The organism is Teichococcus aerophilus, assembly GCF_014490485.1.
Classification (GTDB): domain Bacteria; phylum Pseudomonadota; class Alphaproteobacteria; order Acetobacterales; family Acetobacteraceae; genus Pseudoroseomonas; species Pseudoroseomonas aerophila.
This window is the reverse complement of the sequence record NZ_JACTVA010000053.1, coordinates 19,431-34,998: the sequence shown is the minus strand read 5'-3', so window position 1 is coordinate 34,998 and position 15,568 is coordinate 19,431. Positions and strand designations below refer to the sequence as shown.

At 69.4% G+C, this 15,568-nt stretch carries 16 protein-coding genes and 1 pseudogene; 9 read left to right on the top strand and 8 right to left on the bottom strand.

Annotation, left to right across the window (positions count from 1 at the left end):
- From IBL26_RS21260 to IBL26_RS21250, 3 genes and pseudogenes are all read right to left on the bottom strand, one after another.
- A pseudogene (locus tag IBL26_RS21260) lies at positions 1-189 on the bottom strand (acetyl-CoA carboxylase biotin carboxyl carrier protein); the annotation flags it as partial.
- Between the two features lie 21 nt (positions 190-210).
- Positions 211-666, bottom strand: a complete 456-nt coding sequence (aroQ, locus tag IBL26_RS21255) for a type II 3-dehydroquinate dehydratase (RefSeq protein ID WP_187786520.1) — start codon at positions 664-666, stop codon at positions 211-213.
- A 362-nt stretch (positions 667-1,028) separates the two neighbouring features.
- Positions 1,029-1,361, bottom strand: a complete 333-nt coding sequence (locus tag IBL26_RS21250) for a four-helix bundle copper-binding protein (RefSeq protein ID WP_187786519.1) — start codon at positions 1,359-1,361, stop codon at positions 1,029-1,031.
- A 129-nt stretch (positions 1,362-1,490) separates the two neighbouring features.
- On the opposite strand from IBL26_RS21250, the gene IBL26_RS21245 reads away from it, so the two are divergent.
- A complete protein-coding gene (locus IBL26_RS21245) occupies positions 1,491-2,228 on the top strand; it encodes an outer membrane lipoprotein (protein ID WP_367615480.1) in 738 nt (245 codons plus the stop codon).
- Between the two features lie 288 nt (positions 2,229-2,516).
- Here IBL26_RS21245 and IBL26_RS21240 read toward each other — a convergent pair whose 3' ends face one another.
- Both IBL26_RS21240 and IBL26_RS21235 read right to left on the bottom strand, forming a co-directional pair.
- Positions 2,517-3,086, bottom strand: coding sequence for a DUF2239 family protein (locus IBL26_RS21240; protein ID WP_187786517.1), 570 nt, complete (start codon positions 3,084-3,086; stop codon positions 2,517-2,519).
- A gap of 68 nt (positions 3,087-3,154) precedes the next feature.
- The gene (locus tag IBL26_RS21235; protein WP_187786516.1) at positions 3,155-3,877 is read right to left on the bottom strand and encodes a GNAT family N-acetyltransferase; all 723 of its coding nucleotides are present in this window, start codon (positions 3,875-3,877) and stop codon (positions 3,155-3,157) included.
- A 145-nt stretch (positions 3,878-4,022) separates the two neighbouring features.
- Between IBL26_RS21235 and IBL26_RS21230 the strand changes: the two genes are divergently transcribed.
- Positions 4,023-4,832, top strand: coding sequence for a ferredoxin--NADP reductase (locus tag IBL26_RS21230; RefSeq protein WP_187786515.1), 810 nt, complete (start codon positions 4,023-4,025; stop codon positions 4,830-4,832).
- Positions 4,829-6,094 (top strand): 3-phosphoshikimate 1-carboxyvinyltransferase, encoded by a 1,266-nt coding sequence (aroA, locus tag IBL26_RS21225; RefSeq protein ID WP_187786514.1) that lies wholly within the window; start codon positions 4,829-4,831, stop codon positions 6,092-6,094. The genes IBL26_RS21230 and aroA overlap by 4 nt, the downstream gene beginning before the upstream one ends.
- A 22-nt stretch (positions 6,095-6,116) precedes the next feature.
- Here aroA and IBL26_RS21220 read toward each other — a convergent pair whose 3' ends face one another.
- Positions 6,117-6,785, bottom strand: a complete 669-nt coding sequence (locus IBL26_RS21220; protein ID WP_187786513.1) for an NADPH-dependent F420 reductase — start codon at positions 6,783-6,785, stop codon at positions 6,117-6,119.
- Between the two features lie 104 nt (positions 6,786-6,889).
- Here IBL26_RS21220 and IBL26_RS21215 point away from each other — a divergent pair, with 104 nt between their 5' ends.
- The 6 genes from IBL26_RS21215 (at position 6,890) to IBL26_RS21190 (ending at position 13,347) form a co-directional block, all read left to right on the top strand.
- Positions 6,890-7,804, top strand: a complete 915-nt coding sequence (locus IBL26_RS21215) for a LysR family transcriptional regulator (RefSeq protein WP_187786512.1) — start codon at positions 6,890-6,892, stop codon at positions 7,802-7,804.
- Positions 7,805-7,866: 62 nt separating this feature from the next.
- Entirely contained in the window at positions 7,867-10,074 is a 2,208-nt protein-coding gene (gene uvrB / locus IBL26_RS21210) for an excinuclease ABC subunit UvrB (RefSeq protein ID WP_187786511.1), read from the top strand.
- A 132-nt stretch (positions 10,075-10,206) separates the two neighbouring features.
- Positions 10,207-10,527, top strand: coding sequence for a hypothetical protein (locus IBL26_RS21205; protein WP_187786510.1), 321 nt, complete (start codon positions 10,207-10,209; stop codon positions 10,525-10,527).
- A 302-nt stretch (positions 10,528-10,829) separates the two neighbouring features.
- Positions 10,830-11,510 (top strand): winged helix-turn-helix domain-containing protein, encoded by a 681-nt coding sequence (locus IBL26_RS21200; protein WP_187786509.1) that lies wholly within the window; start codon positions 10,830-10,832, stop codon positions 11,508-11,510.
- Positions 11,507-12,994, top strand: a complete 1,488-nt coding sequence (locus IBL26_RS21195; protein WP_367615479.1) for a sensor histidine kinase — start codon at positions 11,507-11,509, stop codon at positions 12,992-12,994. Before IBL26_RS21200 ends, IBL26_RS21195 begins: the two co-directional genes overlap by 4 nt.
- 95 nt (positions 12,995-13,089) lie before the next feature.
- On the top strand, positions 13,090-13,347 hold the full coding sequence (locus IBL26_RS21190; RefSeq protein WP_187786508.1) for a hypothetical protein: 258 nt from the start codon (positions 13,090-13,092) through the stop codon (positions 13,345-13,347).
- A gap of 576 nt (positions 13,348-13,923) precedes the next feature.
- Here IBL26_RS21190 and IBL26_RS21185 read toward each other — a convergent pair.
- Together IBL26_RS21185 and IBL26_RS21180 are read right to left on the bottom strand one after the other, a co-directional pair.
- Positions 13,924-14,670 carry an ABC transporter ATP-binding protein gene (locus tag IBL26_RS21185; RefSeq protein WP_456316414.1) on the bottom strand — a complete coding sequence of 249 codons (747 nt, stop codon included), beginning with the start codon at positions 14,668-14,670 and terminating at the stop codon, positions 13,924-13,926.
- Positions 14,667-15,515 (bottom strand): ABC transporter ATP-binding protein, encoded by an 849-nt coding sequence (locus tag IBL26_RS21180; RefSeq protein ID WP_187786507.1) that lies wholly within the window; start codon positions 15,513-15,515, stop codon positions 14,667-14,669. The genes IBL26_RS21185 and IBL26_RS21180 overlap by 4 nt, the downstream gene beginning before the upstream one ends.
- Between the last annotated feature and the right edge of the window lie 53 nt (positions 15,516-15,568).

Genomic DNA, 15,568 nt, shown 5'->3' with positions numbered 1-15,568 from the left:
CGCCGGGGCGGCAGCGGCCGGCGCGGGTGCGGCGGCGTACTGGACGACCGGGGCAGCCACGGGCGCGGCGCGGGCGACGCGCAGCTTGCTGCCGGCCTGGTCGGACAGCTCGATCTCGTTGAGGTCGGTGTCCCGCAGGATCTGCGCCAGGGCGCGGATGGCATCCGGGTCGAAGGAAATGCCGCTCATGTTACCTCTGTGCTTCTCGTCTCACGCGTCTTCGGCATCGGCCAGGATGCCGGCGATGCCGCGCAACGCCAGCGCGTAGCCATGCGGGCCAAGCCCGCAGATGACGCCCTGGGCCGCACGCGAGACATAGGAGTGATGCCGGAAGGATTCCCGGCGGTAGCTGTTGGTCAGATGCACCTCAACCACCGGCAGGTCCACCGCCAGCAGCGCATCCATCAGGGCGATGGAGGTGAAGGAATAGCCGGCCGGGTTGATCACGATGCCGGAGGCACGCCCGCGCGCCTCATGCACCCAGGAGATCAGCTCGCCCTCCAGGTTGGACTGGCGGAAGTCGATGGCAAGGTCCAGCGCATCCCCGGTCTCGGCGCACAGCGCCTCGATATCGTCGAGCGTCTCCGTCCCGTACAGCTCGGGCTCTCGCGTGCCGAGCATGTTCAGGTTCGGGCCGTTCAACACCAGGATCAGGGGCGGGTTCACTTGGGTGCTTCCGTGGGCTTTCCGCTGCGGCGCCTAGCACGGTGTGTTTCGGCACCGCAAGCGGGGCCGCCCGCCGGGCCCGGCCGTGTAGCCTACGGTTTTGTCACCTGGCGGGCATTTCGGTGCCGGGAGGCAGACGACAAACAGCCCCGCGTTGCTTTTTCCGCAGGATCCTGGCGCGCTGCGGCTGGTTGGTCAGCCGCAGCGCCGCGTCAGCCTCCGGCGTCGCCGCTCCACCGGGATCCTCCGAGGCCCGCCATGCGTCCTGGAACGCAACGCCACCCCGCAGGAAAAAGAAGTGGCCCGGGGAATTTCTTCCCCGGCCTTCCCTATCGCCCGCCAAGGCCAGGCGGCCGATCCGATCAGGCCGCCATCGCCCGGCAGGATTCCGCGCAGCGGCGGCAAGCCTCCACGCAGTCCTGCATGCCGCCCACACGCTCGCAATCCTGGGCGCATTCGTTGCAGATCTCGGCGCATTCGGCACAGGTGTGCTTGTGGTGCGGCGTGCCCAGCAGCATGAAATGGGCGGAAGTCCGGCAGATTTCCGCGCAGGCCATCATCAGCCGCGCGTGCTTCGGTTCCACATGCGCGCCGCCCTCTTCCAGGCAGTGGCCGGAGAAGCTGGAGAGGCAGGTGGTGTAGCAGGCCAGGCAGGCCTCCACACAGGCGCGCATCTCGGCAGAGAGGTGGTGCATGGGTCACATCCTCGGTTGCTGACGGTGGTATGAACAGCGGAAGCCCCCAACGTTGCCGGCGCCACGCGGGACGGGATGACACGGGCGGCCCTAGTCCCTACCTTCCGGCCGGTTTCCATCGCAGCGGATGTGCCGACCTTGCAGCTTCTCTCCCGCTCCCGCCTGCTTCTGCTCCCCCTGCTTCTCGGGGGGCTCAGCGCCTGTGGGCCCGACTATTCGCCCGACACCTATGCCGGCCGCGCCATGCAGCAGGCCAATAAGGTGGAACAGGGCACCATCGTCGGCATCCGCCCGGTGCAGATCGCGGCCGATGGCACCACCGGCATCGCCGCGGGTGCCGCGGCCGGCGGCGTCGTCGGCACCCGCATCGGTGGGGGGGATATCACCTCGGCCTTCGGCGGCATCGGCGGCGGGCTGCTCGGCGGCCTGCTGGGCAGCGCGGCCGAGCAGGCGGCCGGCACCACCAACGGCTTCGAGTACATCGTCCGCAAGGGCAATAACGAGCTGGTCTCGGTGGCGCAGAAGGACCAGACGCCGCTGGCCCTGGGGCAGAAGGTGCTGGTCATCGCCGGCAACCAGGCCCGCATCGTCCCGGACTACACCACCGCGCCGGAAGACCCCGCCGCCGCCGCCGAGTCGCGTAACCACGCCGTGCAGCCCACCCACACCCCGCCCGCCGGCGGTACCGTGCAGGGCGCCGGCCCGCTGCCCGCGCCCCAGGTGGAAAACCTGCCGCCCCCCGCCGGCACCCCGGCCCCGGCAGCGCCCACACCCTCCGTCACCGACCCGGCCCCAGCCACGCCAGCCCCGGCCAGCCCGGTGGTGGCGCCATCCTCCAACCCGCTGGAGGGGACGGTCGCGCTCTGACGTCTTTGTCGGGGTTGCTTAGGGAAGGCCGGGGAAGAATTCCCCGGGCCCCTTCTTTTTTTCTGCGAGCTTGGCGTTGCGCTGCAGGACTGAGAGCGGACGCTTCTGATGATTTTATATAGGGGCCACAAGGGCTGAACCCGCAGTCGCCGGAGGTCTAGGACCTCCGGCGCACCCAGCCGTATTTCAGGACTACCCTCTCAACAGCCACGCCCGAGAAACTCGAAAAAGAAAAAGAAGGGGTCCGGGGAATCCCTTCCCCGGCCTTCCCTTCTCCTTCCCTTTCCCTCACTCAGCCGGCACGGCGTCCCACACTGCCAGGGCCAGCCGGCAGGCGTGTTCGCCGATATCGCCGGGCCAGGCGCGGGCCAGGGTTTCGAAGCGGTTGCGGTCGGCGGCGTAGAGGGCGCGGACGGCGTCCTCGAAGCCCGGGCGGTCCCCGGCCATGGTGTGCATGAAGCGGTAGCAGGTTTCCTGGGCGGTCCGGCGGCGATCGGTGCCGGAGTGGCTGCGGCGCGCCTCCTCCACCAGCTTGCGCAGCGCGACGGAGGCACCGCCCGGCTGCTGGGCCAGCCATTCCCAGTGGCGGGGCAGCAGCGTCACTTCCCGGGCGACGACGCCCAGCTTGGGGCGGCCGGGGCGGCGCGGCGGCGGGGCCAGGCGCTCCAGCACATCGCCCGGCTGGCCGCGGAAATCGACCTCCACCTGCTGGCTGGTCTGGTTGTCGAAGACTAGGACGGGGGCGCTGGAGCCACGGTCCAGCGCCTCCTTGGCGCGCAGGGCGACCTGCGGCAGTTCGCCGATGGCCAGCAGGCGCGCGCCTTCGAAGGCGGCGTAGGGCGGCGGGGTATCGGGCATGGCGCATGCTCCTTGCGGAAGCGCCATGTTATGCCCGGGTGAATTCAAGCAGCCAAATTAAATCCGGGTTATATTCCGGCAACATTCAGGCTGCGCCGCGCGACGCCGCGATGGTCGAAATTGGCATCGTCCAGCCAGGCCAAAATGGCATCCCGCCGCGTCGGCCATTCATCGTCCAGGATGGAGTACCAGGCGGTGTCCCGCCGCCGGCCCTTCACCACCAGATGTGCCCGGTGCTCGCCCTCATAGGTGAAGCCCAGCCGCGCGGCGGCACGGCGGGAGGGGGCGTTGAGCGCGTTGCACTTCCACACCAGGCGGCGGTAGCCGAGCTCGTCCATCGCATGCCGCATCAGCAGGAACATCGCCTCGGTGGTGGCGCGGGTACGCTGCATGCGTGGCGCGAACCAGATATTGCCCAGCTCGATCGCCGCATTGGCGGGCTGGATCTCCATCAGCGTCAGCCAGCCGGAGGCGATGCCGGAGATATGTGGCCGCACCGCCCAGGCGATCGGGTCATGCGTGGTGGCGAAACCGCCGATGAAGCGGCGGAAGGTCGCAAAATCGGCGAAGGGGCCGTAGCCCAGATAGGCCCAGCTATCCTCGCTGCTGCCATTCGGCCCATCGGCCTGCATGGACTGCCACAGCTCTTCCGCATGGCGGACGCCCAGCGGCTCCAGCGTCACGCTCGCGCCCCGGTGGGGGATGCGGGCGGGCAGCGGGCGCGGGGTCGGGTCGACCTCCGGGCCTACGGGGGGGGCGGCTTGCGGGGTGGCGTCGGTGGTCGTGCTCATGATAGGCGGATGCTCACCGCAACCGCGGCCGCTTGCAAGCCATGCCATGCCCCGGCTCCATGCCTGTCTCACCCTGGCTCAGACTTTGGCCCTGGCCCATGTCACCAGACTTGCCCGGCACGTTGAAGAAGACCACTTGCAGCCCATGAACGCCGAGACCCGCCCGCCACTGAAGGCCGCCCACCCCGCCTATTTCACCGAGACGGTGGAACAGGTGCATCACTGGACCGACCGCCTGTTCAGCTTCCGCTGCACGCGGCAGCCCGGCCTGCGCTTCACCGCAGGCCAGTTCGTGATGATCGGGCTGGTGGTGGAGGGCAAGCCGCTGGTGCGCGCCTATTCCGTCGCCTCCGCGCCGTATGACGAGCACCTGGAGTTCCTCTCCATCAAGGTGCCGGATGGGCCGCTGACCAGCCGGCTGCAGCATATCCGCCCGGGCGACGAGATCCTGGTCGGCAAGAAGGCCGTCGGCACGCTGGTGCCGGACGCGCTGCTGCCGGGCAAGACGCTGTGGCTGTACGGCACCGGCACCGGCCTGGCGCCCTTCATGTCCCTGATCCGCGAGCCGGACGTGTACGACCGGTTCGAGCGCATCGTGCTGCTGCACGGCGTGCGTGAGGTAAAGGAGCTGGCCTATAGTGACTATATCGAGCGCGAGCTGCCGGCGGACGAGCTGCTGGGCGAGATCGTCGCCCCCAAGCTGCTCTACTACCCCACCGTGACGCGCGAGGCCTTCCGCAACACCGGCCGGGTGACCGATCTGATCCGCAGCGGCAAGCTGTTCGCCGATCTCGGCCTGCCCGCCTTCAACCCGGAAGATGACCGCATCATGCTGTGCGGCAGCCCGGAGATGCTGGCGGAGACCAAGGCCCTGCTGGAAGGCATGGGCTTCGAGGAAGGCGCCAACAGCCGCCCCGGCCACTACGTCATCGAGAAGGCCTTCGTCGAGAAATGACCACCACGGCCAGCGCCCTGACCATCACGCCGCCCGGGCGGCCGCTGCGCGGGCACGTGGCGCCGCCGGGGTCGAAATCCATCACCAACCGGGCGCTGCTGCTGGCGGCGCTGGCGCGCGGCACCAGCCGCCTGACCGGCGCGCTGAAGAGCGACGACACCCGCTACATGGCCGAAGCCCTGCGCCAGATGGGCGTGACGGTGGAGGAGCCGGACGCCACCAGCTTCACCGTGACCAGCGAGGGCCGGCTGCGCGCCCCCGCCACGCCGCTGTTCCTGGGCAATGCCGGCACCGCCACACGCTTCCTGACCGCCGCCGCCGCGCTGGCCGATGGCCCCGTAGTCATCACCGGCGACGCGCATATGCAGAAGCGGCCGATCGCGCCCCTGGTCGCGGCACTGGCCAGCCTGGGCATCGCAGTGGAGGCCCCCACCGGCTGCCCGCCGGTGACCGTGCGTGGCCAGGGCGGCTTCCCGGGCCAGGCCGTCACCATCGATGCCGGCCTCTCCAGCCAGTATGTCTCCGCCGTGCTGATGCTGGCGGCGGGTGGCCGCCACCCGGTGCGCATCTCGCTCGCCGGGGATGCCATCGGCGCGCGCGGCTATATCGACCTGACGCTGGCCGCCATGCGCGCCTTCGGCGCCACGGTGGAACAGCCGGACGCCGCCACCTGGATCGTGCAGCCCACCGGCTATCGCGCGGCGGACTTCCATATCGAGCCGGATGCCTCCGCCGCCACCTATCTCTGGGCGGCCGAAGTCCTGACCGGCGGCGCCATCGACATTGGCACCCCCGCCCAGGCCTTCACCCAGCCCGACGCCAAGGCCCACGCGCTGATCGCCGCTTTCCCGCACCTGCCGGCCGAGATTGATGGTTCCCAGATGCAGGATGCGGTGCCGACGCTGGCGGCGATGGCGGCCTTCAACGCCACCCCCGTGCGCTTCACCGGCATTGCCAACCTGCGGGTGAAGGAATGCGACCGCGTGGCCGCCATGGCCACCGAGCTCGCCCGCCTCGCCCCCGGCCTGGCCGTCGAGGACGGCGACGACCTGGTGGTGACACCGCAGCCGCGCGAACACTTCCGCCCCGCGCACATCACCACCTACGCCGACCACCGCATCGCCATGAGCATGGCCCTGGCCGGCCTGCTGGTGCCGGGCGTGACCATCTTGGACCCGGGCTGCGTGGCCAAGACCTACCCGGAATACTGGCGCGACCTGGCGGCCCTGGGCGTGACGCTGCGCGAGGTGGCGGCGGCCTGACGCCGCCGCCGGCCGCTACGCCTCAGCGATCGTCCGCGTGCCAGGAGTGGTGCGGCAGTTCCACGTCGCGCTCCGCCGCCGCCAGCGCGGCGCGTAGGGCCGTGCTGTCCAGCCGCCGGCAATAGGCCGGCTTGGCACGCTCGAACCGCCAGCTTTCGGCCAGCCCGCCGGCATCGACGACGTCGAAGCCGTAGCGGTCCTGCAGCGCGGCCACCTGCGCCTTGGCCCTGGCGTCGTCGCCCGCGATCGGCAGGGCGCGCCGCCCGGGCGTGCCGGCGGGGCGCCCGTCCGTGCCGAGGTCCTCCGCCAGAATGGCGTTGAAGGCCTTCACCACCCGGGCACCCGGCAGCGCCCCGGCCAGCATTTGGCTGGTGGTCGTGGCGCGCTCGTCCAGCGCCGCGATCTGCCCGTCCCGCTGCGGGTAATAGTTGTTGGGGTCGAGCACGACCTTGCCCGCCAGGGCGGCCGCTGGCAGTGCGCCGATGTTACGGAAGGGCACCGCGACCAGCACCACGCCACCAAACGCCGCCACCTGCTCTGCCGTGCCAGCCAGGCACCCCAGGCTCGTCGCCACGCTGAACAGCGTCTCCGGCCCGCGCGAATTGCCGATCATCACTTCGTCCCCCGCCCGCAGGGCCAGTCGGGCGATGCCCTGGCCGATATATCCCGCGCCGATGATTCCGATCCGCATGCCACGTTCTCCTGTTGGCTGTCGCGGCGGACTGTGCATCGCCCATCGGCTGGCGATAATGCGGCATCCCGGGCGAACTCCCGAAACCAGATGGATGCAATCGGATGGACCGCCTGACCAGCATGGCCGTCTTCGTGAAGGCGGCCGACACCGGCTCCTTCGCTGCCACCGCCACGGCGTTGCGGATGTCGCCGCAGATGGTCGGCAAGCATGTGCGCTTCCTGGAGGACCGGCTGGGCAGCCGCCTGCTGACCCGCACCACGCGCCGCCAGAGCCTGACCGAGTTCGGCCGCGCCTATTGCGAGCGGTGCCGCAGCGTGCTGGCCGAGGCGGCGGCCGCCGACGCGCTGGCGCAGGACCTGCGCGCCGCGCCGCGAGGGCGGCTGCGGGTGAACGCGCCGGTCACCTTCGGCGCGCACTGCCTGGCCCCGATGCTGGCGCGCTACCTGACGGCACATCCGGCGGTGGAGGTGGAGCTGTCGCTGTCGGACCGCATGGTCGATCTGGTGGAGGAGGGCTTCGAGGCGGTGATCCGCCTGGGGGCACTGCGCGACTCCACCCTCGCGGCGCGCCCGCTGGCGCCCTACCGCCTGCTGGCCTGCGCCGCGCCGGCCTATCTGGCGGCGCATGGCACGCCGGCGACGCCGCAGGACCTGCGCGGCCATGAGTGTCTCGGCTTCAGCGAATGGCGCTCGCCGGTCGCGCGTGAATGGCGCTTCAGCCGCGACGGGGTGGAGCATGCGGTGGCGATCGGCGGGCGCTTCCAGGCCAATGACAGCAAGGCGCTGCTGAACGCCGCCCTGGCCGGCTTCGGCATCATCCTGGGTGCCGAGGCGATGTTGCGCGCGCCGCTGCAGCAGGGCCTGCTGGTGCCGTTGCTGCCGGGCTACACGCCACCCGCCCGCCCCATGCACCTGCTGTTTCCCGCCGACCGGCGGCCCACCGCCAAGCTGCGCAGCTTCATCGACTGGGTCGCCAGTGAATTTGGGCCGGAGTCCGCGTTCACGAATCGTTCGTAGTCCTAGCGTTCGCCCCGCCCCGACCCCACATTGGCGCGATGCCCTTGCCGGGAGCTGCTGCCATGGATGTGTTCGTCCCCGTTACCTCCCCCTTCGTGCCGCCGAAGCGTCCGTCGCCGCCGGCGACGCGCACGCTGAAGGTCGTCTCCCCCTATGAGCCGGCGGGCGACCAGCCTGCGGCCATCGAGCAGCTGGTGGGAGGCCTGACGCAGGAGGAACGGGACCAGGTGCTGCTGGGCGTCACCGGTTCCGGCAAGACCTTCACCATGGCCAAGGTGATCGAGAAGGTGCAGCGGCCGACGCTGATCCTGGCGCCCAACAAGACGCTCGCGGCGCAGCTCTATGGCGAGATGAAGTCCTTCTTCCCGGACAATGCCGTCGAGTATTTCGTCAGCTACTACGACTACTACCAGCCGGAAGCGTATGTGCCGCGCTCCGACACCTATATTGAAAAAGACGCGCAGATCAACGAGCAGATCGACCGCATGCGCCACTCCGCGACGCAGGCGCTGCTGGAGCGGAACGACGTGGTCATCGTCGCCTCCGTCTCCTGCATCTACGGTATCGGCTCGGTCGAGCTGTACTCGAACATGGTGGTGAAGCTGCAGCTGGGCGGCAGCATCGCCCGGGACCAGTTGATCAAGGCGCTGGTGGAGCAGCAATACCGCCGCAACGACGCCGGCTTCCAGCGCGGCACCTTCCGCGTGCGCGGCGAGAGCGTGGACATCTGGCCGTCCCACCTGGAAGACCGCGCCTGGCGCATCTCCCTGTTCGGCGACGAGATCGACGGGCTGCGGGAGTTCGACCCGCTGACGGGCGAGATCGCCGGCGAGATGGAGAGCGTGGCGATCTACGCCAACAGCCACTACGTCACGCCGCGCCCGACCATGATCCAGGCGATCCGCGACATCCGCATCGAGTTGAAGCAGACGCTGGAGCGGCTGACCGCCGAGGGCAAGCTGCTGGAGGCGCAGCGGCTGGAGCAGAGGACTACCTTCGACCTGGAGATGATGGAGACCACCGGGTCCTGCAAAGGCATCGAGAACTACTCCCGCTACCTCTCCGGCCGCGGCCCCGGCAACCCGCCGCCGACGCTGTTCGAGTACCTGCCTGAGAATGCGCTGCTGATCGTCGATGAGAGCCATGTGACCGTGCCGCAGATCGGCGGCATGTACCGGGGCGACTTCGCGCGCAAATCCATCCTGACCGAGTTCGGCTTCCGCCTGCCCTCCTGCATGGACAACCGGCCGCTGAAATTCGAGGAGTGGGAGAGCTTCCGCCCCGACACCGTCTTCGTCAGCGCCACGCCCGGGCCATGGGAGATGGAGCGGACCGGCGGCACCTTCGCCGAGCAGGTGATCCGCCCCACCGGGCTGATCGACCCGCCGGTGGAGATCCGTCCCGTCGAGGGCCAGGTGGACGACCTGATGGCGGAGTGCCGCACCGTGATCGGCCAGGGCGGCCGCATCCTGGTCACCACCCTGACCAAGCGGATGGCCGAGGACCTGACCGAGTACATGACCGAGGCGGGCATCAAGGTCCGCTACCTGCATTCGGACGTGGATACGCTGGAGCGGATCGAGATCATCCGCGACCTGCGCAAGGGTGTGTTCGACGTGCTGATCGGCATCAACCTGCTGCGCGAGGGCCTGGACATCCCAGAATGCCGGCTGGTGACCATCCTGGACGCGGACAAGGAAGGCTTCCTGCGTTCCACCACCTCGCTGATCCAGACCATCGGCCGCGCGGCGCGTAACGCGGAAGGCCGCGTCATCCTCTATGCCGACCGCATGACTAACAGCATGCGCAACGCGCTGGAGGAGACCGACCGCCGCCGCGCCAAGCAGCAGGAATGGAACGAGGCGCACGGCATCACGCCGCAGACCATCATCCGCCAGATCAGCGACGTGCTGCAGTCGGTCTACGAACAGGACTACGTCACCATCGCGCCCACGGGGGCGGAGGAGGACGGGCCGGCGCATTTCGTCGGCAAGGACCTGCGCGCCAGCATCGCGGAGCTGGAGAAGAAGATGCGCACCGCCGCCGCCGACCTGGAGTTCGAGACCGCCGCCCGCATGCGCGACGAGATCAAGCGGCTGGAAAGCCTGGAGCTGGGTCTGGAACCCAACCTGGCCGGCCGCTCGATGCAGGACGCGCAGCCGCGCCGTGGCGAGAAGAAGGACTGGCGGCCGAAGCCCCTAGGCCCGGGGGGTGGTGGCTACGAGCCGGACAAGAAGAAGCGGGGCGGCGGTAGGCGCAAGGCCGGTTAAAGTCTCGTTTATCTCGTTTCTGGACGAGAGACACAAAAAGAGACGATTCTCTGTTCATGCTCAGCGGGACGCATGCCATCCTGCGTCTCCGTTGATGCCGGTCGGGTCCGGCGATGATGACAGAGGCCAGCGATGAAGCGCGAAAAGCCGATCATGGGGTTCGCCTGGTATGAATCCGCCAGCTTCGACCTGCTGCGGGACCGGATGCCGGATATGAGCGCCACCTATGACGATTGGCGGGAAGGCGCGGCCAAGGACGTGCTGCACCACGAGCGCCAGGGCTACCGCGTCATCCGCGTCACGCTGCGGCCACAGGAATTCTTCACCTGGTGCCGCAGCCGCGGCATCAGCATGCCGGGGGTGCGGGAGCGGCGGCAATTCGCCGCCGACGGGGCCCGCCGCATCATCCGGGCCGAGCAGGGTGCGCCGAAGAGGGGCTTTTCTTTCTTCTGACAACCTTAAACCTTTGTCAGGAAGTGCCGGCCTAGAATGGTCCCAGCCATCGCACCGCCCTCCCCCACGGCGGTGCACCGCAGCATTTCCCCTTGCGGTCATGGTGCTGGGGCGGCGCCTGCTCTCCCCCGGGCAGCGCCGCCCCGCCTCCTCGAGCCTTTTCCCACGCGCTCTCTCCCGCTCCCCAGCGCTGGCGTGATGGTCGCGGCCCCGCTATGGGCTGGCGCCGCCCGGACCGACAGGCCATCCTGCCTGTCCGATCGCCTATTCGCGCCATGCGCGTCCCGAGGAGTTCAGCACTCATGCGTATCCTGCTGGTGGAGGACGACGCCGAGGTCGGCCGCTTCGTGAAGAAGGGGCTGCAGGAAGCCGGCCACACCGTCGAGCACGTGCCCAATGGCCGCGAAGGCCTGTTCATGGCGGCCAGCGAGAATTTCGACCTGCTGGTGCTGGACCGCATGCTGCCCGGCGGCATCGACGGCGTCCGCCTGGTCGAGACGCTGCGCGGGCAGGGCAACCACACGCCCGTCCTGTTTCTCTCCGCCCTGGCCGGCGTGGATGAGCGGGTGAAGGGGCTGAAGGCCGGCGGCGACGATTATCTGGTCAAGCCCTTCGCCTTCGCCGAGCTGCTGGCGCGGTGCGAGGCGCTGGGCCGCCGCCCGGCCGTTGATGCGCCCGCGACCCGGCTGAAGATCGCGGACCTGGAGCTCGACCTGCTCTCCCGCACCGTCACGCGCGGTGGCAAGCGGATTGACGTGCAGCCGCGCGAGTTCCGGCTGCTGGAGCACCTGATGCGCCATGCCGGCCAGGTGGTGACCCGCACCATGCTGCTGGAGAAGGTGTGGGACTATCACTTCGACCCACAGACCAACGTGATCGACGTGCATGTCTCCCGCCTGCGGCAGAAGCTGGACAAGGGCTTCGACAAGCCGCTGATCCACACGGTGCGCAACGCCGGCTACATGATCCGCGCCGAACCGTGAGCCCCCCGCCGCATCCGCGGCCCGACCTGGCGCCGCACCCGCGGCCCGACATGCCACACGCGGTGCCGCTTGCCGCCGCCACCCGGCGGCGGGGGCAGCATCCCGGCCCGCTGTGGCAACTGCTTTCCTCCGCCGGCTTCCGCTTCGCGCTGCTGTTCGCCGCGCTGTTCCTGCTCGCCGGCCTCGCCTTCACCGGCGTGCTGTGGTGGGGCACGGCCGGCGCGTTGGACCGGCAGATAGATGCCGCCATCCGCGCCGATGCCATGGCCCTGGCCGAGCGCTGGCGCGATGCCGGCGACCAGGCGGTGGCCGACGCCATTGGCGAGCGGCTGGCGCTGGATGCCGAGAACCAGACCCTGTACCTGCTGAGCGCCCCCAGCGGGCAGCGGCTGGCCGGCAATCTGGAAGCGCTGCCGCAGGGCTTCGCGCCCGACGTGCAGTGGTACGGCATGTCGCTGGAGCGCGACGGCATCCCCGGCGAGGCCCGGCTGTTCGTGTTGCCGCTGCCGGATGGCTCCCGCCTCGCGGTCGGCCGGGATGTCGAAGAAAAACTGCGCCTGCGCGCGCTGCTGACCGAGGGGCTGGCGTGGTCCGCCGGCGTGGCGCTGCTATTCGCCTTCGCCGGGGCCGCGCTGCTAAGGCGGGCGTTGGAGCGGCGGCTGGCACCGGTGACCGCCACGGCGGCGCTGATCGCCGGCGGCGACCTTTCCCCCCGCGTGCCGCTCTCCGGCCGCGAGGATGAGTTCGAGGCGCTGGGCCACAGCATGAACACCATGCTGGACCGCATCGCGCACCTGATGGAGGGCGTGCGCGGTGTCTCGGACGCCATCGCGCACGACCTGCGCACCCCCATCGCCCGCGCCCGCAACCGGCTGGAGGAAGCGCTGGCCAATGCCGACGACCCCGCCGCGCTGCACAGCGCGCTGGAGCGCGGCATCGCCGACCTGGACAATGTCACCCGCGTCTTCCAGGCCGTGCTGCGCATCGCCGAGGTCGAGGCCGGGGCCCGCCGCGCCGCCTTCGCCCCTGTGGACCTGGTGCCGCTGCTCGAGGACGCCGCCGAGCTCTACGGCGCCACGGCGGAGGAGAACGGCCAGACCCTGCGCACCGAATGGCCCGCCGCCCTGCCGCTGACCGGGGACCGCGACCTGCTGCTACAGGCCCTGGCCAACCTGCTGGACAACGCGGTGAAGTTCACCCCCGACGGCGGCAGCATCCTGCTGAAGGCCGAGCTGCTGGAAGACGCCATCGTCGTCCGTGTCTCCGACCAGGGGCCCGGCCTTTCGCTGGAGGACCGCGAGCGGGTGGGGGAGCGCTTCTTCCGCGCCGATTCCTCCCGCAACACCCCGGGCTCCGGCCTGGGCCTCTCCCTGGTGCGGGCCGTGGTGCAGTTGCATGGTGGCACGCTGTGGTTCGACGAAGGCCATGGCGAGAGCCTGGACAAGCCCGGCCTGGCCGTCTGCTTCCGGCTGCCGCTGGCCTGAACCAGGCAAGGGCGGCGGCGCCAATCCTGCAGGTATGACCAAGGCTTCATGCCGCGCTCACCCCCTGTTAGCGCGGCATGCTGCATGATGCGGGTATGCTTCCCCGGCTTCTGCTCGCGCTCTCCGTCATGTCCGCTCCATCACGTGTCGCCTTCCCAGCCGAGCTGAGGACGCTGCCGCAGGATCTCCATTACTGCCAGGAACTGGTCGCCCGGCTGGCCACCCTGCCCGCCGGCGTGCAACAGCCCGCGCGCGGCCTGGGCGAGGAAGGCGAATTGCTGTGCCGCACCGGGCATATCCGCACCGGCATCGCCCGGCTGCGCCGCGCGTTGCGGGTGGCGCAGGGGCGGTAGGGCAAGCGTGGCCCCCGGGTCCGAGGCATTGAGTTCGGGTTGAAGGCAAGGCCAGGGGCGCTGCCCCTGGACCCCGCTGGGGTGGCAGGACCACCCCAGACCCCGCCATCAGTGGTCTGGCTGACACTGACGGCGCCTTGCTCAAGGCAGGGTTTGCAGGATGGGCAGGCGAATGACGATGTTTGGTAACCATTGTCACCAAAGTCGATGGCCTTTGACGACCGGGGCCTGGCATGACGCGGGCTGTAGCCTAGGATCATGTCGAAACGTGTGGCCGTGGGCGGCAGGCGGCAGGCGGCAGGCGGCAGGCGGCAAACTGGTTGCCAAACGCTTTGGCAGGAACCCTGGGCCTTCCACTGCACAAAGGCAGCCGCCTTCAGGATGGCGAGAGCCAGCTTCAGGCAGATCGATAGCCAAGCCGGTGCCAAACGGGCCAATTTGGATGGTCCACGATAGGCCGCATGGCCTGGACACGCCTGCCCACGCCTCAACGCAACTGGCAGAAAAAAGAAGGGGTTTCAGGGGAATTCATTCCCCTGACCTTCCTCCCCGGCCGAGTTCGAGGCTCGACCGGCCTCAGCCCTCCAGCTCGTGCGACAGCGCGATCAGGTCCCGTGTATGGGCGTGGTTGGACTGGCCGGCGCGCAGCTGGTCCTCGGTCAGGATCTCGACGATCCGGCCGCCCTGCATCACCGCCAGCCGGCGGCAGAGATGCCCCACCACGGCCAGGTTGTGGGACACCAGGATGCAGGTCAGTTGCCGCGCCTGGCGCAGATCCGCCAGCAGGTTCAGCACCTCCGCCTGGACGGAGACATCCAGCGCGCTGGTCGGCTCGTCCAGCAGCAGCACGGAGGGGTTGGCGATCAGCGCGCGGGCGATCGCCACACGCTGCCGCTGCCCGCCGGAGAGCTGGTGCGGATAGCGGAAGCGCGCCGTGCGCGGCAGCGCCACCTCCTCCAGCGCCTTGGTGATGCGCGTTTCGGCATCGGGGATGCCATGCACCGCCAGCGGCTCGGACAGGATGCGGTCCACCGTCTGGCGCGGGTGCAGCGAACCGTAGGGGTCCTGGAACACCATCTGCACGCGCTGGAAGAACGCCTTGTCCCGCTTATGGCCCAACTGCTGGCCATCCACCGCCAGCACGCCGTCCCAGCTATCGACCAGCCCCGCGATACAGCGCAGCACGGTGGACTTGCCGGACCCGCTTTCCCCCACCAGGCCAAAGGTTTCGCCGGCGGCGACGCTGAAGGACACGTCGTGGACGACGTGGTTGTCGCCGAAATGGACGTTGAGCTTGCCGGCCTCGATCATCGGCTTGGTCACGAATGCTGCTCCAGCCATTTCGGGTCACGCGTCAGCACCGGCAGCCGCGCCCGCTTCTGGGAGAGATGCGGCATGCAATCCAGCAGGCCACGGGTATAGGGGTGCTCGGCCCGATGCAGGTCCTGCGCCGGCAGGGTCTCCATCACCTGGCCGGCATACATCACCGCCACGCGGTCGCAGAAGCGGGCCACCAGCGGCAGGTCGTGGCTGATCAGCATCAGCCCCATGCCGCGGGCGGAGACGAGGTCGTCGATCAGCTTCAGGATTTCCGCCTGCACGCTGGCATCCAACGCGCTGGTCGGCTCGTCCGCGATCAGCATGGCCGGGTCCGGCGCCAGCATCATCGCGATCATGATGCGCTGGCCCATGCCGCCCGAGACCTCGTGCGGATAGGAATCCAGCACGCGGCGGGGGTCGCGGATGCGCACCTGCTCCAGCAGGTTCAGCGCGGCCTCCCGCGCCTCCCGCTTGCCGCCCTTGTTGTGGGCGCGCCAGGCTTCGCTGATCTGCGCGCCCACCGTCATGACCGGGTTGAGGCTGTATTTCGGGTCCTGCAAAATCAGCCCGATACGGCCGCCGCGCAGCCCGCGCATCGTACGCTCCGATGCGTTCAGCACATCGACGCCGTCGAACACCAGCTTGTCCGCCCGCACGCGCGCGGCCTCCGGCAACAGGCGCATCAAAGCCCGGCCGGTGACGGACTTGCCGGAGCCGGATTCGCCGACGATGCCCAGCTTCTCCCGCCCCAAGGCCATGGAGACACCCCGCACGGCGGGGTTGTAGCCGCCCGAAGCGGTGGGGAAATCGACGCGGAGATTCTGGATTTCTACGAGGGGCTTGGTCACAGGGGCATCCCCGGAAGGTCAGTGGAAGCATGGGGGAATGAATTCCCCCAAAC